Here is a 21,984-nt window from a genome sequence, read left to right on the forward strand (position 1 = left end):
GCCCGGCAACTGTCCGCATAGTGGGAACGGGCGTTGCGTTCTTGTGAACAGCCGCCCGCTGCCCCGGCGTTCGCCCCCGAACCGCCAGGTCACCAGCCCCGTGCGCGCCACTCCGCCAGGTGCGGCCGCTCGGCCCCCAGCGACGTGTCGTTCCCGTGCCCCGGGTAGACCCAGGTCTCGTCCGGGAGCGGCGCGAAGATCTTCGTCTCCACGTCGTCGATGAGGCGCGCGAACGCCTCCGGGTCCTTCCACGTGTTGCCGACGCCGCCCGGGAAGAGGCAGTCGCCGGTGAAGACGTGGGGATGGCCGTGCGGGTCGTCGTAGATCAGCGCGATGGAGCCGGGCGTGTGACCGACGAGATGACGGGCCGTCAGCTCGATGTGGCCGAACTCGATGGTGTCCCCGTCGTCCACGGCGACCCGCGTCGGCACCGGGATGCCCTCGGCGTCCTCGCGCCCCGCGTACGTGCGCGCGCCGGTGGCCTCGACCACCTCCGCGAGAGCGCCCCAGTGGTCGCCGTGCCGGTGGGTGGTGACGACGGCGTCGATGCCGTCGTCACCGATGAGGCGCAGCAGCGTCGCCGGTTCGCTCGCCGCGTCGATCAGGAGCTGCCGGTCGGTCGCGCGGCACCGCAGCAGATAGGCGTTGTTGTCCATGGGGCCGACCGCGACCTTGGAGATCATCAGGTCCTGGAGCTCGTGCACGTCCGCCGCGCCGCCGACCTTCACCGTTCCGCTGTACGTCATGCGCCCAGCCTATAGCGGGGGCAGCGTGGGCAGGGAGCCCTGATCGACGGAGAGGGCCGCCCCGTCCCTGCGGCCCGAGAGCCATCCCAGCAGGTCCGCCCGGCGGCCCGTGACGACGGTCGCGGGGGACCGGTCCGCGCCGGTGGTGACGGTCCGGCCGTCGTCCTGCTTGATCAGCAGCGGCGCGAGGCCCGGGTGGCCGCGGAAACGGTCCGCGAGGAAGTCGATCTCCCGCTGGGTGAACTCCTCCGGCAGGTCCTCCAGCTCGTAGCCGATACCGAGGTCGACGTGGTGCAGCTCCACCTCGACCCAGCGCCGGAACGGCAACCGCGAGGCGACGTCCTTGACGCCGTTGCGCAGCTCCACGGTGCGCGACCAGTCCGTGCCCTCGGCGCCGACGCGCTGGAACCGCTCCGCGCTCTCCCGTACGTCATCGATCTGGGCGCGCAGCGGGCGCGGGGCGTCCCGTTCGATGTCGGCGTCGCGCGCCTCGGCGCTCACGTACATGGGCCGGCCGGCCAGGACGTTGACGAGGGCGTCCGCGTTCCTGGCGAGATGGGCGAGCACATGGCCGCGGCTCCAGCCGGGAAGGCGTGACGGCTCGGTCACAGCGGCGTTGTCCAGGGCGCCGACCGCGGCGAGCAGCCGTTCGGTCGCAGTGCGTACAGACACCAGGTCGTGTTCGTGAGTGCTCATGGGGCAGACGGTAACCGGGCCACACGTTCGGGTGAAGGTGGCCGACACCATGACGGAATCGAATGTACGTGCTATAAGCTCGACGGCGGCGTCGGGCATTCTTGAAGGTCCGGGTTTGTTACCGACAAGGGAAGCCGACCGGCGTTGTCAGTGGCTCCCCCTAGTCTTCAAAACGACAGGGTTTTCAAACGACAGGGTCTTCACAACGACAGGCTTCTCAGGGGCTTCCTGTCACTTCTCCCAAGAAAGGTACGGACCGGCGTGGCCGACCGTCTCATCGTCCGTGGCGCGCGCGAGCACAATCTCCGGAATGTGTCGCTCGACCTCCCGCGTGACTCCCTCATCGTCTTCACCGGTCTGTCCGGCTCCGGCAAGTCCTCGCTCGCGTTCGACACGATCTTCGCCGAGGGGCAGCGGCGCTACGTCGAGTCGCTGTCCTCGTACGCCCGACAGTTCCTCGGCCAGATGGACAAGCCGGACGTCGACTTCATCGAGGGCCTCTCCCCGGCCGTCTCGATCGACCAGAAGTCGACCTCGCGCAACCCGCGCTCCACGGTCGGCACCATCACCGAGGTCTACGACTACCTGCGACTGCTCTTCGCGCGCATCGGCAAGCCGCACTGTCCCGAGTGCGGTCGCCCCATCGCGCGCCAGTCGCCGCAGGCCATCGTCGACAAGGTCCTGGAGCTGCCCGAGGGCAGCCGCTTCCAGGTCCTGTCGCCGCTGGTGCGGGAGCGCAAGGGCGAGTTCGTCGACCTGTTCGGCGACCTCCAGACCAAGGGCTACTCCCGCGCGCGCGTGGACGGCGAGACGATCCAGCTCACCGAGCCGCCCACCCTGAAGAAGCAGGAGAAGCACACGATCGAGGTGGTCGTCGACCGCCTCACCGTGAAGGACTCCGCCAAGCGGCGCCTGACCGACTCCGTGGAGACCGCCCTCGGCCTCTCGGGCGGCATGGTCGTGCTCGACTTCGTCGACCTCCCCGAGGACGACCCGGAGCGCGAGCGCATGTACTCGGAGCACCTGTACTGCCCGCACGACGACCTGTCCTTCGAGGAGCTGGAGCCCCGCTCCTTCTCCTTCAACTCGCCCTTCGGCGCCTGCCCCGACTGCACGGGTATCGGCACGCGCATGGAGGTCGACCCCGAGCTGATCGTTCCCGACGAGGAGAAGTCGCTCGACGAGGGCGCCATCCACCCCTGGTCGCACGGTCACACCAAGGACTACTTCGCCCGCCTCGTCGGGGCACTCGCCGACGCCCTCGGCTTCCGTACGGACATCCCGTTCGCCGGGCTGCCGCAGCGCGCCAAGAAGGCGCTCATCCACGGCCACAAGACGCAGATCGAGGTCCGCTACCGCAACCGGTACGGGCGCGAGCGGCGGTACACGACGCCCTTCGAGGGCGCCGTCCCGTTCGTGAAGCGGCGGCACAGCGAGGCCGAGTCGGACGCCAGCCGCGAGCGCTTCGAGGGCTACATGCGCGAAGTGCCCTGCCCCACCTGCCAGGGCACGCGCCTCAAGCCGATCGTCCTCGCCGTCACGGTCATGGAGAAGTCCATCGCCGAGGTCTCCGCCATGTCCATCAGCGACTGCGCCGACTTCCTGGGCAAGCTCCGGCTCAACGCGCGCGACAAGAAGATCGCCGAGCGCGTCCTGAAGGAGGTCAACGAGCGGCTTCGCTTCCTCGTCGACGTCGGCCTCGACTACCTGTCGCTGAACCGGGCGGCCGGCACCCTCTCCGGCGGCGAGGCCCAGCGCATCCGCCTCGCCACGCAGATCGGCTCCGGACTCGTCGGCGTGCTCTACGTGCTCGACGAGCCGTCCATCGGCCTCCACCAGCGCGACAACCACCGCCTGATCGAGACGCTCGTCCGGCTGCGCGACATGGGCAACACGCTCATCGTGGTCGAGCACGACGAGGACACCATCAAGGTCGCCGACTGGATCGTCGACATCGGCCCCGGCGCGGGCGAGCACGGCGGCAAGGTCGTGCACAGCGGTCCCTTGAAGGAGCTGCTGCGCAACACCGAGTCGATGACCGGCCAGTACCTGTCGGGCAAGAAGGCCATCCCCGTCCCGGACGTGCGGCGGCCCGTGGACCCGGCGCGCCACCTCACCGTGCACGGCGCCAAGGAGAACAACCTGCGGGACATCGACGTGTCCTTCCCGCTCGGTGTCCTCACGGCCGTCACCGGCGTCTCCGGATCCGGAAAGTCCACGCTGGTCAACGACATCCTGTACACGCACCTGGCCCGGGAGCTGAACGGGGCGCGTTCCGTCCCCGGCCGCCACACGCGCGTGGCGGGCGACGACCTCGTCGACAAGGTCGTGCACGTCGACCAGTCGCCCATCGGCCGTACGCCCCGCTCGAACCCGGCGACGTACACCGGTGTCTTCGATCACGTCCGCCGGCTGTTCGCCGAGACCACCGAGGCGAAGGTGCGCGGCTACCTGCCGGGCCGCTTCTCCTTCAACGTCAAGGGCGGCCGCTGCGAGAACTGCTCCGGTGACGGCACCATCAAGATCGAGATGAACTTCCTGCCGGACGTGTACGTCCCGTGCGAGGTCTGCCACGGTGCGCGGTACAACCGCGAGACCCTGGAGGTCCACTACAAGGGCAAGTCCATCGCCGAGGTCCTGGACATGCCGATCGAGGAGGCCCTCGGCTTCTTCGAGGCCGTCCCCGCGATCGCCCGCCACCTGCGGACGCTCAACGACGTGGGTCTCGGCTACGTCCGCCTCGGACAGTCCGCGCCGACCCTGTCCGGCGGTGAGGCCCAGCGCGTGAAGCTCGCCAGCGAGCTCCAGAAGCGTTCCACGGGCAGCACGGTCTACGTCCTCGACGAGCCGACCACCGGTCTGCACTTCGAGGACATCAGCAAGCTGATCACCGTGTTGTCCGGCCTGGTCGACAAGGGCAACTCGGTCATCGTCATCGAGCACAACCTCGACGTCATCAAGACCGCGGACTGGGTCATCGACATGGGCCCCGAGGGGGGCAACGGAGGCGGCATCGTCGTCGCCGAGGGCACCCCGGAGCAGGTCGCGTCCGAACCGGCCAGCCACACCGGCAAGTTCCTCCGCGACATTCTCGGCTCGGAGCGGGTCAGCGACGCGTCGGCCCCGGCCGCCAAGGCCCGCAAGAGCACGGCGAGGAAGACGGTGGCGGCCACCAAGGCGCCGGCCAAGAAGACGGCCACGGCGAAGACGGCCGCCGCCAAGTCCGCCGCGAAGAAGACGACGCCTGCCAAGAAGACGGCCGGCCGGGCCCGCAAGGCCTGACGACCGTGTAGCGGCTCGGTCACGCGCGTGAGAGAACGGCGCCCCGCGGGAAGTCCCGCGGGGCGCCGTTCGTGCGCCGAGCCTGTGCGGCGCCGAGCGACCGGCCCTGCGTCCGCCCTACAGGGCGCCGACCTCCGACGCGTACGGAGGCTCCGCCCCCGCGCGTGAGCAGGTGATCGCGGCCGCCCGCGCCGCGAACCGCAGCAGCCGAACCCAGTCGTCGCCGGACAGGGCGCCGACCGCGGCGGGGGACAAGGCGCCCTGTTCACCGAGGCCGTGCAGGAGCGCCGCGTTGACGGTGTCCCCGGCGCCGATCGTGTCCACGACGTCGACCCGCTCGCCCGGCACCGCCCGTTCGCCGCCGTCCCGCGTGAAGACGGTCAGTCCGTCGCCGCCGCGCGTGACCACGACGGCCGCCGGTCCCGCGGCCAGCCACTCCCGCGGCGTACCCCCGAGCCACGCCGCGTCCTCCTCGGAGAGCTTGAGAAGCGTGGTGGACGGCAGCCAGCTCCTGAACCGGGCCCGATAGGCGTCCGCGTCGGGGATCAAACCCGCCCGGATGTTCGGGTCGAGCGCGGTGACCAGGCCCTGGGCGGCAGCCGAGCGCATCAGTTCCTCGTAGGCACTCGCCCCCGGCTCCAGGACCAGGGAGCACGTACCGAACGACACCGCGCGCGTGCCCGAGGGAAGGGCGTCCGGCACCGCGAAAAGCCGGTCGGCGGTCCCTTCCACGTAGAAGGAGTAGCCCGCCGAGCCGTCCGCGCCGATGGAGGCGACGGCCAGCGTCGTCGGCTCGTCGCCCCGCTGCACAGGCGATACGTCCACGCCCGCCGTCCGCAACCCGCCGAGCAGGGCGTCACCGAACGCGTCCCGGGACACCCGCGAGCAGAAGGCAACGGCGGAGCCGAGCCGGCCGAGGGCCACCGCCGTGTTGAACGGCCCGCCGCCGAGCCGCGGCGCGAGGTCGGGCAGCGCGGCCGTGCCGCCGGCCGGGCGGTCGCCGGGGCCCCCGCCCAGCGGCACGAGGTCGATCAGGGCCTCTCCGGCGACGACGATCACGATGGTTCCTCTCGGACAGGGGCGAGCGGGGACGGACGGCGGGCGGTGCACGGATGGGCACCGGGTGCCGTCGGCAGGCTAGAACGTCCGGGGCTCCGGGTGGCACCCGCACCCCGTACGGGCACGTCCGCACCCGCACACGGGCACGGCGAGGACGGGACCGGGCAGCGTACCGGGCCTTCGGAAGACGGGCCGCCGACCCGCGCGCCCAGGGGCGGGGGCCTGAAGGAAACCCCGTGGCCCCGCCGGTATCGTCGGATCTGTCACCCCTGCTGTCCCTGGAGTCCAGATGTCCGGCACGACCTCCTCCCGTATCTCCCGCCGCACCGCCCTGCGCGGCGCCGCCGTCGCGGGGACGGCCGGCCTCGGCCTGACCGCCTGCTCCACCGGGTCCGACGGCGGCGCGGCCGCGGCGCCCACCGCGCCGGTCGACCTCGGCAAGGCCGACGAGGTGCCCGAGGGCGGGGCCAAGCTCTACAAGGACGAGCACGTCGTCGTCAGCCGTACCGAGGGCGGCCGGTACAAGGCGTTCAGCACCATCTGCACCCACGCGGGCTGCCCGATCGGGATGCTGGAGGGCACGGAGCTGACCTGCAACTGCCACGGCAGCAAGTTCGACGCGACGACCGGCAAGGTGCTGCACGCCCCGGCGACCTCGCCGCTGGAGGAGCTGTCGGTGCGGGTCGAGGGCGGCAAGATCGTCGCGGGCCCGCAGAAGTAGCGGCCCGCGCAAGGAGACCCGTCCGGACTGTCACACCCCGCCAGTAGGGTGTCTGACATGGCCGACCCCTCCAGCTACCGCCCCAAGCCGGGACAGATCCCCGACTCGCCAGGGGTGTACCGGTTCCGCGACGAGCACCGCCGGGTGATCTACGTCGGAAAGGCGAAGAGCCTGCGCCAGCGCCTGGCGAGCTACTTCCAGGACCTGGCGAACCTGCACCCCCGTACGCGCACCATGGTCACCACGGCCGCCTCGGTGGAGTGGACGGTGGTGTCCACGGAGGTCGAGGCCTTGCAGCTCGAGTACTCCTGGATCAAGGAGTACGACCCGCGGTTCAACGTGAAGTACCGCGACGACAAGAGCTACCCGTACCTCGCGGTGACGATGAACGAGCAGTTCCCGCGCGTCCAGGTGATGCGCGGGCAGAAGAAGAAAGGCGTGCGCTACTTCGGCCCGTACGGGCACGCCTGGGCGATCCGCGACACCGTCGACCTCCTGCTGCGCGTCTTCCCGGTCCGCACCTGCTCCGCCGGCGTGTTCAAGAACGCGGCCCGTACCGGCCGCCCCTGCCTCCTCGGCTACATCGGCAAGTGCTCGGCCCCCTGCGTGGGCCGCGTCACCCCCGAGGAACACCGCGAGCTCGCGGAGGAGTTCAGCGACTTCATGGCGGGCCGCACCGGCACGTACATCCGCCGCCTGGAGAAGGACATGGCGGTGGCGGCGGAGGACATGGAGTACGAGCGCGCGGCCCGCCTCCGCGACGACATCGAAGCCCTGCGCAAGGCCATGGAGAAGAGCGCCGTCGTCCTCGCCGACGCCACCGACGCCGACCTCGTCGCCCTCGCCGAGGACGAGCTGGAGGCCGCGGTCCAGATCTTCCACGTGCGCGGCGGACGCGTCCGCGGCCAGCGCGGCTGGGTCACCGACAAGGTCGAGGCGGTCACCAGCGGCGACCTCGTCGAGCACGCCCTCCAGCAGCTCTACGGGGAGGAGACGGGAGACTCCGTCCCCAAGGAGGTGCTCGTCCCGGCGCTGCCCGACCCCCTGGAGCCCGTCCAGGCCTGGCTGACCGAGCGCCGCGGATCGGCCGTGTCCCTGCGCATCCCCCAGCGCGGCGACAAGAAAGCCCTGATGGAGACGGTGCACCGCAACGCGTTGCACGCCCTCGCCCTGCACAAGACCAAGCGCGCCTCCGACCTCACCACGCGCTCCCGCGCCCTGGAGGAGATCGCCGAGGCGCTCGGCCTGGACAGCGCGCCGCTGCGCATCGAGTGCTACGACATCTCGCACCTCCAGGGCGACGACGTCGTGGCGTCCATGGTGGTCCTGGAGGACGGCCTCGCCCGAAAGAGTGAGTACCGCCGCTTCCAGATCAAGGGGTTCGAGGGACAGGACGACGTCCGCTCCATGCACGAGGTGATCACCCGGCGCTTCCGGCGCTACCTCGCCGCGCAGGAGAAGTCGGGCGAGTGGTCCGACACGGAGCTGGCGGACGACGAGGGGCCGAACGAGTCCACCCTCACGGAGGACGACGGCCGCCCCAAGAAGTTCGCCTACCCGCCGCAGCTCGTCGTGGTCGACGGCGGCCGGCCGCAGGTCGCCGCCGCCAAGCGGGCCCTCGACGAGCTGGGCATCGACGACATCGCCGTCTGCGGCCTGGCCAAGCGCCTCGAAGAGGTCTGGGTGCCGGACGAGGACGACCCGGTGATCCTGCCCCGCACCAGCGAGGGGCTCTACCTCCTCCAGCGCGTGCGCGACGAGGCCCACCGCTTCGCCATCACCTACCAGCGCTCCAAGCGGGCCAAGCGCTTCAAGGCCGGCCCCCTGGACGAGGTGCCGGGCCTCGGCGACGCGCGCAAACAGGCGCTCATCAAGCACTTCGGTTCGGTGAAGCGGCTCCGGTCCGCCACAATCGACCAGATCTGCGAGGTTCCCGGCATAGGTCGCAAGACAGCCGAGACGATCGTGGCGGCCTTCGCGCAGGCGGCACCGGCGGCGCCCGCGGTCAACATGGCCACCGGAGAGATCATGGAAGACGAAGAGGACACCACCACGGAGCCCGCGACGGACGCGCGCTCCGCGCAGGAGCCCGTCGGCACGGGCGCCTCGGAAGAACGACGGGGGCAGGAGCCATGAGCGAGCACGACCACGAAAGCAGCGACACCGGCACCGCGGCGGACAGCGCGCAGCCGGAGCACGGAGCACAGGTGAACACCGGCGCGGGCCCGGCGGTCGACACCCCAAGCGTCCCGGACGCCGTCATCCCCGAACTGGTGATCATCTCCGGGATGTCCGGCGCGGGCCGCTCCACGGCGGCGAAGTGCCTGGAGGACCTCGGCTGGTTCGTCGTGGACAACCTGCCGCCCGCCCTGATCCCCACCATGGTGGAGCTCGGCGCCCGCTCGCAGGGCAACGTGGCGCGGATCGCCGTCGTCGTCGACGTCCGCGGACGGCGCTTCTTCGACAACCTGCGGGAGTCCCTCGCGGACCTGGAGGCCAAGCACGTCACGCGCCGCATCGTCTTCCTGGAGTCCTCCGACGAGGCCCTGGTGCGCCGCTTCGAATCGGTGCGGCGCCCGCACCCCCTCCAGGGCGACGGCCGCATCGTCGACGGCATCGCGGCCGAACGCGAACTCCTGCGCGAGCTGCGCGGCGACGCCGACCTCGTCATCGACACCTCCAGCCTCAACGTGCACGAGCTGCGCGCCAAGATGGACGCCCAGTTCGCCGGCGAGGAGGAGCCCGAGCTGCGGGCCACCGTCATGTCGTTCGGCTTCAAGTACGGTCTGCCCGTCGACGCCGACCTCGTCGTGGACATGCGGTTCCTGCCGAACCCCCACTGGGTCCCGGAGCTGCGCCCCTTCACCGGCCTCAACGAGGAGGTCTCCAACTACGTCTTCGCGCAGCCCGGCGCCAAGGAGTTCCTCGACCGCTACACCGAGCTGCTCCAGCTCATCGCCGCCGGTTACCGCCGCGAGGGCAAGCGCTACGTGACCATCGCCGTCGGCTGTACCGGCGGCAAGCACCGCTCCGTCGCCACGTCGGAGAAGCTCGCCGCCCGACTCGCCGCGCAAGGGGTGGAGACCGTCGTCGTCCACCGCGACATGGGCCGCGAATGACAGGACGCACGCTGCGGCTCACCAGCAGGCTGAGCCGCAGGAACGTAACCGCGACGCGTCGCAGGGGCGCGACGCCCAAGGTCGTCGCGCTCGGTGGCGGCATGGGCCTGTCCGCCTCGCTCGCCGCGCTGCGCCGCATCACGGGCGACCTGACGGCCGTCGTCACGGTCGCCGACGACGGCGGCTCCAGCGGACGCCTCAGGGACGAACTCGGCGTCCTGCCCCCCGGGGACCTGCGCAAGGCGCTCGCGGCGCTCTGCGGCGACGACGACTGGGGCCAGACCTGGGCCCGCGTCATCCAGCACCGCTTCCAGTCGCCGGGCGAGATGAACGGGCACGCGGTCGGCAATCTGCTGATCGTCGCCCTGTGGGAGCAGCTCGGCGACCACGTCCAGGCCCTGGACCTCGTCGGCAGGCTGCTCGGCGCGCACGGGCGGGTGCTGCCCATGTCCGCCGTGCCGCTGGAGCTCCAGGCCCTGGTCAAGGGGCACGACCCGGAGCGGCCCGAGGACGTGGACACCGTCCGCGGCCAGGCCACGGTGGCGCTCACCCGGGGCGAGGTGCAGTCGGTGCACCTCGTGCCGCACGACCCGCCGGCCGTCCCCGAGGCGGTGGCCGCCGTGCGCGACGCGGACTGGGTGGTGCTCGGCCCGGGCTCCTGGTTCTCGTCCGTGATCCCCCATCTGCTCGTCCCCGAACTGCTGGACGCGCTCGTCGAGACGAAGGCCCGCCGGGTCCTCTCGCTCAACCTCGCGCCGCAACCCGGAGAAACCGATGGGTTCTCACCGCAGCGTCATTTGGAGGTTTTGGGACGACACGCCCCTAAACTCGCCCTGGACGTGGTGCTGGCCGACGAGGCCGCCGTGCCCGACCGCGAGTCTTTGACCGACGCAGCCAAGGAGCGTTTCGGTGCCGCGGTCGAGCTGGCGCCGGTGGCCGGGCCCGACGGGACTCCGAGGCACGATCCGGAGCTGTTGGCCGCCGCGTACGACCGTATTTTTCGGATGCATGGAAGGATCGGCCCATGGCGATGACGGCAGCGGTGAAGGATGAGATCTCCCGGCTTCCCGTCACCCGGACCTGCTGCAGAAAGGCCGAGGTCTCGGCCGTTCTGCGGTTCGCGGGCGGCCTTCACCTGGTGAGCGGCCGCATCGTGATCGAGGCGGAGCTGGACACCGCGATGGCCGCACGGCGGCTGAAGCGGGACATTCTTGAGATCTTCGGGCACAGCTCGGAACTGATCGTGATGGCGCCCGGCGGACTGCGCCGCAGCTCACGTTTTGTCGTACGAGTGGTCGCGGGCGGCGACCAGCTCGCCCGCCAGACCGGCCTTGTGGACGGCCGGGGCCGTCCCATCAGGGGACTTCCGCCGCAGGTGGTCTCGGGGGCCACCTGCGACGCGGAGGCGGCCTGGCGCGGCGCGTTCCTGGCGCACGGCTCGCTCACCGAGCCAGGGCGCTCCAGCTCGCTCGAAGTGACCTGCCCGGGCCCGGAGGCGGCCCTCGCCCTGGTCGGCGCGGCCCGCCGCCTGTCCATCGCGGCGAAGGCCCGTGAGGTGCGCGGCGTGGACCGCGTGGTCGTCAGGGACGGCGACGCGATCGGCGCACTGCTCACCCGGATGGGCGCACACGAGTCGGTGCTGGCCTGGGAGGAGCGGCGGATGCGCCGCGAGGTCCGCGCCACCGCCAACCGGCTGGCCAACTTCGACGACGCGAACCTGCGCCGCTCGGCCCGCGCGGCCGTCGCCGCGGGCGCCCGGGTGCAGCGCGCCCTGGAGATCCTCGCCGACGACGTGCCCGAGCACCTGGCCGCCGCCGGGCGTCTGCGCATGGAGCACAAGCAGGCCTCCCTGGAGGAGCTGGGCGCGCTCGCCGACCCGCCGCTGACCAAGGACGCCGTCGCGGGCCGCATCCGGCGGCTGCTCGCCATGGCGGACAAGCGGGCGCAGGACCTCGGCATCCCCGGCACCGAGTCGAACCTGACGGAGGAGCTGGCCGAGGAGATGGTGGAGGAGATGGCCGGCGAGATGGCGAACACCCTGGCGGACAACATGGCGGGCTGACCCCGCGGGACGGATCCGCGGACGCGTACGTACGCGAGGCCGGTGGCGGCACCCGGACAGGGTGCCGCCACCGGCCTTCCGTCGTCCCCCGAAGGTGTCCCCGGGCCCCCTTGACTTGACCTTGAACTGTCATGAGTCTGGCGGCTGTTCGCCTCTGTGGCACACGCCACGACCGCGGCGGACCACCGCAAGGGGGGCTCATGAGACGAAGAGCGAGATCGATCCTCGCTGTCGGAGCACTTGTCCTGGGACTCGGAGGGGCCGTCACCGCGCCCGTCGCCCAGGCGGAGAGCGGAAGCGCGGCGCACCAGGACCCCGGCGCGGACACCGTCAAGGTGTTCCGCGCCGAGGTGTCGAAGGAGCAGGTACCCCTGCTCCTCCAGGCGGGCCAGGACGCCCGTGAACTCAGCGAACAGGTGCCGCGGAAGGGCACCGCCGAGGTCGAGGTCTACTTCACCGACCGGCAGGCCGAAGCGCTGCGCGGCAAGGGCGTGAAGGTCACCGAGCACGATCTGACGGCCAAGGCCGAGGCCCGGGTCAAGGCCGCGGGCGACGGCGTCTTCCGCCCGTACAGCGGCAAGGGCAACCTCCAGGAGGAGATCCTCCGCACGGGCCAGGAGAACCCCGACCTCACCAAGGTCGTCTCCCTCGGCAAGACGGTGCAGGGCCAGGACATCCTCGCGCTGAAGCTCAGCAAGGGCGCGAAGAAGGTCAAGGACGGCGCCAAACCGGCCGTGCTCTACATGTCCAACCAGCACGCGCGCGAGTGGATCACCCCCGAGATGACCCGCCGCCTGATGCACTACTACGTGGACAACTACGCCAAGGACCGGCGCGTCAAGAAGATCGTCGACTCCACGGAGCTGTGGTTCGTCCTCTCGGCCAACCCCGACGGCTACGACTGGACCCACAAGGCCGCCGCCAACCGCCAGTGGCGCAAGAACATGCGCGACAACAACGGCGACGGCGCCTACACCCCCGGTGACGGCGTCGACCTCAACCGCAACTTCGCCTACAAGTGGGGCTACGACGACGAGGGTTCCTCCCCACGCCCCGCCAGCGAGACCTACCGCGGCACCGGCCCGAACTCCGAGCCCGAGACCAAGGCCCTCGACGCCTTCGAGAAGCGGATCGGCTTCGACTACGCCATCAACTACCACTCCGCCGCCGAACTGCTGCTCTACGGCGTGGGCTGGCAGGTCGCCACACCGACCCCGGACGACGTGCTCTACCGGGCGCTCGCCGGTACCCCGGGCAACTCCGCGATAACCGGCTACCACCCGCAGGTCTCCTCCGAGCTGTACACCACCAACGGCGAGGCCGACGGGCACGCCGCCAACGTGAACGGCATCTCCATGTTCACGCCCGAGATGAGCACCTGCCAGACCGCCTCGAACGTCGACCCGAACGACGCCTGGCGGCCCCAGGACTGCGCGTCCATCTTCACGTTCCCGGACGACGAGAAGCTGATCCAGGCCGAGTTCGCCAAGAACGTGCCCTTCGCCCTCTCCGTCGCGGAGACCGCGTCCCACCCGGACCAGCCGTCGTCCGCGGTCGGTCTGGAGGCCCCCGACTTCACCCCGGCCACGTTCCCGACCTCGTACGCGCGCGGTGGCGACCAGGAAGTGTCCGTCGTCGCCCGTAAGTCCGTACGCGACAAGGAGCTGAACTACCGCGTCAATGGCGGCCGTTCGCACGACGAGGAATTGCGCGCCTGGAAGGGCGGTGAGACCTACGGAGGCGAGGACAATCTCCACTTCGACGCGTATAGGGCGAAGGTCGAGGGCGCCGATGTGGGCGACAAGGTGGAGGTGTGGTTCACCGGGCGCACGAAATCCGGAAAGCGCACCTCCAGTGCCCCCTTCACCTACACCGTCGCCGCGCGTCCCAAGGCGGACACTCTCGTCGTCGCGGAGAACGACGCCACCGGCCGGCAGACAGCGGCCTATGTGGACGCGCTCAGGGCGAACGGCCGCAAGGCCGCCGTCTGGAACGTCGCCACGCAGGGCGTCCCGGACGCGCTCGGCGTCCTCGACCACTTCAAGGCCGTCGTGCACTACACGGGGGCGGACCGTCCGGGACTCGCCACGCAGCTCGCCGTGCGCGACTACCTGAACGAGGGCGGCAAGCTGGTCGAGGCGGGCGAGAAGGCGGGCGGCTCGGTCGCCATCGGTGACACCACGACCAACGACTTCAGCCAGTACTACCTGGGCGCCTACTCCCGCACCGCGGCGCCGGTCGCCACCCGCTTCGACGGCTCGGGAGAGCTCGCCGGCATCGCGGCGGCGCTCGGCGACGCGCCGGGCAACCCGCTCGACGCCGCCGGCCTGTACGAGGCCACGGCGGCCACCCTGCCGCAGTTCGAGAGCGCCGGGGCAGGCCAGTACGAGGGCGCGGGCATGGCCGCCGCCGTGCACACCGACGACGCCTACAAGCGGCTGACCCGCACCATCGACCTCACCGGCGCCACCGCGGCCGACCGGCCGTCCCTGCGGACGCAGTTGTTCTGGGACACCGAGACCGGCTACGACCACGTCATCCTGGAGGCGCACACGGTCGGCGCCGAGGACTGGACGACCCTGCCGGACACGGGCGGCCTGACCTCGAACGCCGTGCCCACCGAGTGCGAGGCGGGCTTCCTGATCGAGGAGCACCCGGCCCTCAAGCGCTATCTGACGCCCGACGGGGTCGCCTGCGGCAACACGGGCACCTCGGGGGCCTGGCACAGCCTCACGGGCTCCTCGGACGACTGGAAGACGGTCACCTACGACCTGAGCGCCTACGCGGGCCGGTCCGTCGAGGTCTCGCTGAGCTACGTATCCGACCCCGGCACCGGCGGCGAGGGCGTACGGGCCGACAACCTGTCCGTCGTCATCGGCGGCCAGGCCACCGAGACCGAGAACTTCGAGACGTCCCTGGGCGTCTGGCGGACCCCCGGGCCGCCCGAGGGGAGCCCGGCCGCGGTCAAGGACTGGGCGCTCGCCAAGGACCTGTTCACGACGTACGGGGCGATCAGCACCCCGGACACCGTTCTCCTCGGATTCGGACTGGAACACGTCACCACGCCGGCCGATCGAAATGCGCTCATCGGAAAGGCGCTGCGCTCAATTAGCGACTGATTGACGGCGAAATACCTGGGAAATAGACAGCGGCCCGTACGTTACTGGCGAGTACGGGCCGCTGTGTCCTGCATAGAGCCGCTCGATGTCACCCCAAGCCCTTATGGGAGGTAGGGTCGGAGGCGGTCGGGGACATCCCAATACATCTCGCCGGCGTCGAAAACCGGCGTACCAACGAGGAGATCGGTTCGTGACGATCCGCGTAGGCATCAACGGCTTTGGCCGCATCGGTCGTAACTACTTCCGCGCGCTGCTCGAGCAGGGTGCGGACATCGAGATCGTGGCTGTCAACGACCTGGGTGACACCGCGACCACCGCGCATCTTCTGAAGTACGACACCATCCTGGGCCGTCTCAAGGCCGAGGTGTCGCACACGGAGGACACCATCACGGTCGACGGCCACACCATCAAGGTGCTGTCCGAGCGCAACCCGGCCGACATCCCGTGGGGTGACCTCGGTGTCGACATCGTCATCGAGTCGACCGGTATCTTCACCAAGAAGGCCGACGCCGAGAAGCACATCACCGGTGGCGCCAAGAAGGTCCTCATCTCGGCTCCGGCCAAGGACGAGGACATCACGATCGTGATGGGCGTCAACCAGGACAAGTACGACGCGGCCAACCACCACGTCATCTCCAACGCGTCCTGCACCACCAACTGTGTGGCGCCGATGGCCAAGGTCCTCGACGAGAACTTCGGCATCGTCAAGGGCCTCATGACGACGGTCCACGCGTACACGAACGACCAGCGCATCCTGGACTTCCCGCACAAGGACCTGCGCCGCGCCCGCGCCGCCGCGGAGAACATCATCCCGACCACGACGGGTGCCGCCAAGGCCACCGCCCTGGTCCTGCCGCAGCTCAAGGGCAAGCTCGACGGCATCGCGATGCGCGTCCCGGTCCCGACCGGCTCCGCCACCGACCTGGTCGTCGAGTTGCAGCGCGAGGTCACCAAGGACGAGGTCAACGCCGCGTTCAAGAAGGCCGCCGACGACGGCGACCTCAAGGGCTACCTGTTCTACACCGAGGACGAGATCGTCTCCTCGGACATCGTGAGCGACCCGGCCTCCTGCACCTTCGACTCCGCCATGACCATGGTCCAGGAGGGCAAGACGGTGAAGGTCCTCGGCTGGTACGACAACGAGTGGGGCTACTCGAACCGCCTCGTGGACCTGACGGTCTTCGTCGGCGGCCAGCTCTAAGGTTCTAGAGCAGCAAGGCAGCTCGATGTGAGCGAAAGGGTCCGGACCCGCGCGACGCCGCGCGTCGGTCCGGGCCTTTCGCGCGTCAGCCTCACCGCCTCAGCCTCACTAGGAGTCCAGTCATGAAGACCATCGAGGAACTTCTCGCCGAAGGGGTCGACGGCAAGCGGGTGTTCGTCCGCGCCGACCTCAACGTGCCGCTGGCCGACGGCCTGATCACCGACGACGGCCGTATCCGTGCCGTCCTGCCCACCGTCCGGGCGCTGGCCGACGCGGGCGCCAAGGTGGTCGTCGCCTCCCACCTGGGACGCCCCAAGGGCGCCCCGGACCCCGCGTTCTCCCTGCTGCCCGCGGCCGAGCGGCTCGGTGAACTCCTCGGCAAGCCGGTCGCGTTCGCCCAGGACACGGTCGGCCCCGCCGCCCACGACGCCGTGAACGGCCTGGAGCCGGGCCAGGTCGCCGTCATCGAGAACCTGCGGTTCAACGCGGGCGAGACGAGCAAGGACGACACCGAGCGCGGCGAGTTCGCCGACCAGCTCGCCGCCCTCGCCGACCTCTACGTGGGCGACGGCTTCGGTGCCGTGCACCGCAAGCACGCGTCCGTCTACGACCTCCCGGCCCGGCTGCCGCACTACGCCGGCTTCCTCATCGCCACCGAGGTCGGCGTCCTGAAGAAGCTCACCGACGACGTCCGGCGCCCCTACGTGGTCGCGCTCGGCGGCGCCAAGGTCTCCGACAAGCTCGCCGTCATCGACCAGCTCCTCGGCAAGGCCGACCGGCTGCTCATCGGCGGCGGCATGGCGTACACGTTCCTCAAGGCCAAGGGGTACGAGGTCGGCATCTCCCTCCTCCAGGAGGACCAGATCCCGACCGTCACGGAGTACATGAAGCGCGCCGAGCAGAACGGCGTGGAGCTCGTGCTCCCGGTCGACGTCCTCGTCTCGACGGACTTCCCCGACCTCAAGGCCAAGGCCGCCACCCACCCCACCACCGTCGCCGCGGACGCCATCCCGGCCGACCAGGAGGGCCTGGACATCGGCCCGGAGACCCGCAAGCTGTACGCCTCGAAGCTCGCCGACGCGCAGACCGTCTTCTGGAACGGGCCGATGGGCGTCTTCGAGCACCCCGACTACGCCGAGGGCACCAAGGCGGTCGCCCAGGCCCTCCTCGACTCCCCGGGCTTCACCGTGGTGGGCGGCGGCGACTCCGCCGCGGCCGTCCGTACCCTGGGCTTCGACGAAAAGGCATTCGGCCACATCTCGACCGGTGGCGGCGCCTCCCTCGAGTACCTCGAGGGCAAGACGCTGCCCGGTCTCGCCGCACTGGAGGACTGACCCTTAATGAGCACCCGCACGCCGCTGATGGCGGGCAACTGGAAGATGAACCTCAACCACCTGGAGGCCATCGCCCACGTCCAGAAGCTCGCCTTCGCCCTCGCGGACAAGGACTACGAGGCCGTCGAGGTCGCCGTCCTGCCGCCCTTCACCGACCTGCGCTCCGTCCAGACGCTGGTCGACGGCGACAAGCTCAAGATCAAGTACGGTGCCCAGGACCTCTCGGCGCACGACTCCGGCGCGTACACCGGTGAGATCTCGGGTTCGATGCTCGCCAAGCTCAAGTGCACGTTCGTCGCGATCGGCCACTCCGAGCGCCGGCAGTACCACGACGAGACCGACGAGATCGTCAACACCAAGGTGAAGGCCGCCTACAAGCACGGCCTGACCCCGATCCTGTGCGTCGGCGAGGAGCTGGACGTGCGCGAGGCGGGCGACCACGTCTCCCACACCCTCGCCCAGGTCGAGGGCGGCCTCAAGGACCTGCCCGCCGAGCAGGCCGAGACCGTCGTCATCGCCTACGAGCCCGTCTGGGCCATCGGCACCGGCAAGGTGTGCGGCGCCGACGACGCGCAGGAGGTCTGCGCGGCGATCCGCGCCAAGCTCGCCGAGCTGTACTCGCAGGACGTGGCCGACAAGGTCCGCATCCAGTACGGCGGTTCGGTGAAGTCCGGCAACGTCGCCGAGATCATGGGCAAGCCGGACATCGACGGAGCGCTGATCGGCGGTGCCTCCCTGGACGCCGACGAGTTCGTCAAGATCGTCCGCTTCCACGAGCAGTGATTCCCGAGTGGCGCGACCTGTGAGTATGCGCTAGCGGCGATACGTCGTACCCTTGCGGGGCCGAAGCCCTTCTCCACCATGAGCTTCGGCCCCGTCGTCCGGACACGTCCGAGGAAGTTGGTCCAGCCGTGGTTATGGGGTTCTCGATCGCCCTGATCGTCTTCAGCCTGCTGCTGATGCTCCTTGTGCTCATGCACAAGGGAAAGGGTGGCGGCCTCTCCGACATGTTCGGGGGCGGCATGCAGTCCTCCGTCGGTGGCTCTTCGGTCGCCGAGCGGAACCTGGACCGGATCACGATCGTGCTCGGTCTGCTCTGGTTCGCGTGCATCGTGGTGCTCGGCATCCTGATGAAGATCAACAACTGATCTTCGACGGCCGGCCCTCGGCTCGACCCGTCACAACTGCACAGAGCTCACGTAAAGCCCCATGTCCGGTACGCGCCCAACAGCGCCGCCTATCATGGGGCTTGCGTCTAGGGGAGGGCAGGTAACTCTCATCACTGGACGCGCGTTGGGCCTTACGTACACTGAGGCGCTCCGCGGCGAAGCGAGACGCCGACACGCTTCGCGGCACCATCACGCAGGGAGTTACGACCGTGGCAAGTGGCAACGCGATCCGTGGAAGTCGGGTCGGGGCGGGGCCGATGGGCGAGGCCGAGCGCGGCGAGTCCGCGCCGCGCCTGCGCATCTCCTTCTGGTGCTCGAACGGGCACGAGACGCAGCCGAGCTTCGCCTCCGACGCGCAGGTGCCGGAGACCTGGGACTGTCCGCGCTGCGGCTTCCCCGCAGGGCAGGACCGGGACAACCCCCCGGACCCGCCGCGCACGGAACCGTACAAGACGCACCTCGCCTATGTGCGGGAGCGGCGCAGCGACGCGGACGGCGAGGCCATCCTCGCCGAGGCCCTCGCCAAACTGCGGGGCGAGATCTAGAGGTTGGACCGGCCGGGTGCCCAGAAGGGGCCCGGCCGGTGCCGTTGTGCCGTATGTCAGGAGCGGCGGCGGGGACGCGCCGCGTGCTCCTCGGAGATGTGCGCCGTGAGCGCGATCGAGGCGGTCGCCCGCTCGTACGTCAACTGCGCCACGCGCGCGTAGAGGCAGTCGAGGATCAGCAGCGCCGAGTGGCGGGCGCCGAAACTGCCGCGCCGGAAGCTCGTCTCGGCCGCCGTCCACGTCAGGTGCACGGCCGCCGCCTGGGCGACGGGGGAGCGCGGATCGCCGGTGACGGCGACGGTCGTGGCGCCGCGCTCGGCGGCGAGCCGCAGAGGATCCAGGACCTCGCGGGTGCGCCCCGAGTGGGAGAGGGCGACGGCCGCGTCCGCCGGTGTCAGCAGGGCCGCCGAGGTCTTCGCGGCATGCACCTCGGTCCAGCCGCGGGCCGGCATCCCGATACCGAACAGGCGGGCTTCCGTCTCCCGCGCCAGGACGCCCGAACCGCCCACCCCGTAGACGTCGATGCGGCGGGCCTTGGCGAGCGCCTGGGCCGCGGACTCCAGCGCGGAGCGGTCGAGTTGGTCGCGGGTGCTGCGCAACGCCTGGAGATCCGCGTGGGCGACGACGGAGATCAGATGCTCCAGGTCGTCGTCCGGGCCGATGTCGGGCCCGAGGGGGCGGTCCCGGCCGGCGCGGTCGTCCGCGTGGTCCTGCTCGCCCTGCTCCTTGGCGAGTTCGAGCAGCAGCCGCTGGTACGTCTCCAGGCCGAGCGCCTGGCAGAACCGGGTGACGGTGGCCTGCGAGGTGCCGGTACGACGCCCCAGGTCGGCCGCCGAGGTGTGGGCGACCGCGGCGGGGTCGGTGAGGACGTACGCGCCGACCTTGCGCAACGAGCCGCTGAGCGTGGGCAGTTCGGAGCGGATCCGGGCTGTGATCAAGGGGGTCTCCCGGTGCCGGTGGTGAGGTCTGGGGGCGGCCCGGGTGGTGTCCGGGTGTTGTCCCGCGCTGAATCTATCAATCATCATGCGGTGTGCTGACTGAATCCATCGATCGATACGCCGCTCCGCTCGCCGTCGGCGTCGACGCCGGAGGCACCCGGGTGCGGGCCCGCTGCGTCGATGCGGACGGCCGGACCGTGGGCGTCGGACACGGCGGCCCGGGCAACGCGCTCAGCGTCGAACGCCCCACCCTCGTCCGGCACCTGGAACAAGCCCTGGAAGCGGCCGTGCCCCTGGGTCTTCGCGGCGCGGTGGCCGGGGTCGTCGGCGGGTTCGCCGGGGCGGGGCAGGGCGGCGGCTCGGCGCGCGGGCGCGGCGTGGCCGAGGAGTGCCTGGCCGAGGCGCTGGCCCGGCTGGGCGTCGCGGCGGCGCTGCGCGTGTACGGCGACGTGGAGGTAGCCTGCGCCGCCGGGCCCGGCGCCCCGGCCGACGGGCTCGTCCTGGTCGCGGGGACCGGTGCGGCGGCGGCGCGGGTGGCCGGGCGCCGCACGGTGCGCGTCGTGGACGGGGACGGCTGGCTGCTCGGCGACACGGGCAGCGGCTTCTGGCTCGGGCGGCAGGCGTTGCGCGGCGCGCTGCGGGCGGTGGACGGCCGGGCACAGTGGGGGCCGCTGGTGACGCTGGTGCTCGACCGGGTGGTGCCGGGGCAGGCGGACCCCGGACTCGACTGGGCCGCGCGGCACCGCCTCAAGCAGGCGATAGCGGCCTGGGCGTACACCCGACGGCCCGTGGCGCTGGCGGAGTTGAGTCCGCTCGTGGTGTCCGCCGCGCAGATGGGCGACACAGGGGCGCGGTCTCTGCTCGACGCGGCGGCCGGGCAACTCCGCGACTCCGTCAGGGCGTTGGAGCCCAGCCCCGGTGAGTCGCTGGTGATCACGGGCGGCCTCCTGGGCCCAGGCGGCCCCCTGGAGGACCGGCTGCGTACGGCGGTGGAGCCGATGGGGCTGCGCTGCGCCGCGGTGCCGGACGGGGTCGGCGGCGCGGTGGCCCTGGCCCGACTGCTGATCGCCGAATCGGCGGAGATGCCTTGACGGCACCCCTCGCCTGGTTCAACCTTTCATCTCGGAAGAGATGAAGTGAATCAATGAACCGAAGGTGGTCGGGGACATGACGGAACAGCGGCTCGGCGCGGCCGAGTTGGCGGACCAGGTGCGCGAGCACGTCGAGCGCACCGTCGCCACCAACAAGGAGGGCGTCACCGCGGCGGCCCGCCTCGTCGCGGACTGCGTCGCCGCCGACGGTGTCGTCCACGCCTTCGGCACCGGCCACTCGCAGGCGACCGCCCTGGAGATCTCCGGACGGGCGGGCGGCCTCATCCCCACCACCCGTATCGCCCTGCACGACCTCGTCCTGCGCGGCGGCGAAGACCGCTCGGTACTCGCCGACCCGCTCCTGGAGCGCCGCCCCGGGCTCGCCGCACGCCTCTACGAACTGAGCACCCCGCGTCCGCAGGACCTGTTCGTGATCATCTCGAACTCGGGCGTCAACAACTCCATCGTCGACATGGCGCTCCTGGTCAAGGAGAAGGGGCACCCGCTGATCGCCCTCACCTCGCTGGAGCACACCCGTTCGGTCCCCGCCCTGCACACGAGCGGCAGCCGCCTCGCCGACCACGCCGACGCCGTCCTCGACAACTGCGCGCCCACCGGCGACGCGATCCTGCCGCTGCCCGACGGCGGCAGCCTCTGTGGCGTCTCCACCATCACCTCGGCCCTGCTCGTGCAGATGGTCGTGGCCGAAGCCGTGGCCCTGCTGCTCGCCGAGGGCCACGAACCGCCCGTCTACGTCTCCGCCAACCTGCCCGGCGGCTTCGAACGCAACAGCCGCCTGGAGGACCACTACACGGGCCGCCTGCACCGCGGCGGACACTGAGCCGCCGCGCCCCCGGTCGGCTGCGCCCGCCCCGGACAGACCGCTCATACCGGTCGCTGAT

The 21,984-nt window shown here is 70.8% G+C and carries 18 protein-coding genes; 14 read left to right on the forward strand and 4 right to left on the reverse strand.

The window, feature by feature from the left end; genetic code table 11:
* Positions 1–89: 89 nt before the first annotated feature.
* On the reverse strand, positions 90–746 hold the full coding sequence (locus tag ACIRF8_RS07720) for an MBL fold metallo-hydrolase (protein WP_404211876.1): 657 nt from the start codon (positions 744–746) through the stop codon (positions 90–92).
* Between the two features lie 9 nt (positions 747–755).
* Positions 756–1,442: a maleylpyruvate isomerase family mycothiol-dependent enzyme gene (locus ACIRF8_RS07725; protein WP_404211878.1), complete on the reverse strand. Its 687-nt coding sequence runs from the start codon at positions 1,440–1,442 to the stop codon at positions 756–758.
* A gap of 261 nt (positions 1,443–1,703) precedes the next feature.
* On the opposite strand from ACIRF8_RS07725, the gene uvrA reads away from it, so the two are divergent.
* Entirely contained in the window at positions 1,704–4,724 is a 3,021-nt protein-coding gene (gene uvrA / locus ACIRF8_RS07730; protein ID WP_404211880.1) for an excinuclease ABC subunit UvrA, read from the forward strand.
* Between the two features lie 117 nt (positions 4,725–4,841).
* On the opposite strand, the gene ACIRF8_RS07735 is transcribed toward uvrA, so the two are convergent.
* Entirely contained in the window at positions 4,842–5,783 is a 942-nt protein-coding gene (locus tag ACIRF8_RS07735; protein ID WP_404211882.1) for a carbohydrate kinase, read from the reverse strand.
* 289 nt (positions 5,784–6,072) lie between these two features.
* Here ACIRF8_RS07735 and ACIRF8_RS07740 point away from each other — a divergent pair, with 289 nt between their 5' ends.
* From ACIRF8_RS07740 to ACIRF8_RS07790, 11 genes are all read left to right on the forward strand, one after another.
* On the forward strand, positions 6,073–6,504 hold the full coding sequence (locus ACIRF8_RS07740; protein ID WP_404211884.1) for a Rieske 2Fe-2S domain-containing protein: 432 nt from the start codon (positions 6,073–6,075) through the stop codon (positions 6,502–6,504).
* 57 nt (positions 6,505–6,561) lie between these two features.
* A complete protein-coding gene (gene uvrC, locus ACIRF8_RS07745; RefSeq protein WP_404211886.1) occupies positions 6,562–8,640 on the forward strand; it encodes an excinuclease ABC subunit UvrC in 2,079 nt (692 codons plus the stop codon).
* On the forward strand, positions 8,637–9,623 hold the full coding sequence (gene rapZ, locus ACIRF8_RS07750) for an RNase adapter RapZ (protein WP_404211888.1): 987 nt from the start codon (positions 8,637–8,639) through the stop codon (positions 9,621–9,623). The genes uvrC and rapZ overlap by 4 nt, the downstream gene beginning before the upstream one ends.
* Positions 9,620–10,657 (forward strand): uridine diphosphate-N-acetylglucosamine-binding protein YvcK, encoded by a 1,038-nt coding sequence (gene yvcK / locus ACIRF8_RS07755; RefSeq protein ID WP_404211890.1) that lies wholly within the window; start codon positions 9,620–9,622, stop codon positions 10,655–10,657. Before rapZ ends, yvcK begins: the two co-directional genes overlap by 4 nt.
* On the forward strand, positions 10,648–11,685 hold the full coding sequence (whiA, locus tag ACIRF8_RS07760) for a DNA-binding protein WhiA (RefSeq protein WP_404211892.1): 1,038 nt from the start codon (positions 10,648–10,650) through the stop codon (positions 11,683–11,685). The genes yvcK and whiA overlap by 10 nt, the downstream gene beginning before the upstream one ends.
* A 200-nt stretch (positions 11,686–11,885) precedes the next feature.
* Complete coding sequence (locus ACIRF8_RS07765) at positions 11,886–14,804, forward strand: M14 family zinc carboxypeptidase (protein ID WP_404211894.1); 2,919 nt, start codon at positions 11,886–11,888, stop codon at positions 14,802–14,804.
* 190 nt (positions 14,805–14,994) lie between these two features.
* On the forward strand, positions 14,995–16,005 hold the full coding sequence (gene gap / locus ACIRF8_RS07770; protein ID WP_404211896.1) for a type I glyceraldehyde-3-phosphate dehydrogenase: 1,011 nt from the start codon (positions 14,995–14,997) through the stop codon (positions 16,003–16,005).
* 122 nt (positions 16,006–16,127) lie between these two features.
* Complete coding sequence (locus ACIRF8_RS07775; RefSeq protein WP_404211898.1) at positions 16,128–17,339, forward strand: phosphoglycerate kinase; 1,212 nt, start codon at positions 16,128–16,130, stop codon at positions 17,337–17,339.
* Positions 17,340–17,345: 6 nt separating this feature from the next.
* Positions 17,346–18,122, forward strand: a complete 777-nt coding sequence (tpiA, locus tag ACIRF8_RS07780) for a triose-phosphate isomerase (RefSeq protein ID WP_404211900.1) — start codon at positions 17,346–17,348, stop codon at positions 18,120–18,122.
* A gap of 134 nt (positions 18,123–18,256) precedes the next feature.
* Complete coding sequence (gene secG / locus ACIRF8_RS07785; protein WP_324766249.1) at positions 18,257–18,487, forward strand: preprotein translocase subunit SecG; 231 nt, start codon at positions 18,257–18,259, stop codon at positions 18,485–18,487.
* Positions 18,488–18,717: 230 nt separating this feature from the next.
* Positions 18,718–19,053, forward strand: a complete 336-nt coding sequence (locus ACIRF8_RS07790) for an RNA polymerase-binding protein RbpA (RefSeq protein ID WP_003976875.1) — start codon at positions 18,718–18,720, stop codon at positions 19,051–19,053.
* A 56-nt stretch (positions 19,054–19,109) separates the two neighbouring features.
* On the opposite strand, the gene ACIRF8_RS07795 is transcribed toward ACIRF8_RS07790, so the two are convergent.
* Positions 19,110–19,991 (reverse strand): MurR/RpiR family transcriptional regulator, encoded by an 882-nt coding sequence (locus ACIRF8_RS07795; RefSeq protein WP_404211902.1) that lies wholly within the window; start codon positions 19,989–19,991, stop codon positions 19,110–19,112.
* Positions 19,992–20,083: 92 nt separating this feature from the next.
* Between ACIRF8_RS07795 and ACIRF8_RS07800 the strand changes: the two genes are divergently transcribed.
* Together ACIRF8_RS07800 and ACIRF8_RS07805 are read left to right on the forward strand one after the other, a co-directional pair.
* Positions 20,084–21,082 (forward strand): BadF/BadG/BcrA/BcrD ATPase family protein, encoded by a 999-nt coding sequence (locus ACIRF8_RS07800; protein WP_404211904.1) that lies wholly within the window; start codon positions 20,084–20,086, stop codon positions 21,080–21,082.
* 76 nt (positions 21,083–21,158) lie between these two features.
* The gene (locus ACIRF8_RS07805) at positions 21,159–21,923 is read left to right on the forward strand and encodes a sugar isomerase domain-containing protein (protein WP_404211906.1); all 765 of its coding nucleotides are present in this window, start codon (positions 21,159–21,161) and stop codon (positions 21,921–21,923) included.
* Positions 21,924–21,984 lie beyond the last annotated feature (61 nt).

This window comes from Streptomyces sp. NPDC102406 (assembly GCF_044765725.1).
GTDB lineage: Bacteria > Actinomycetota > Actinomycetes > Streptomycetales > Streptomycetaceae > Streptomyces.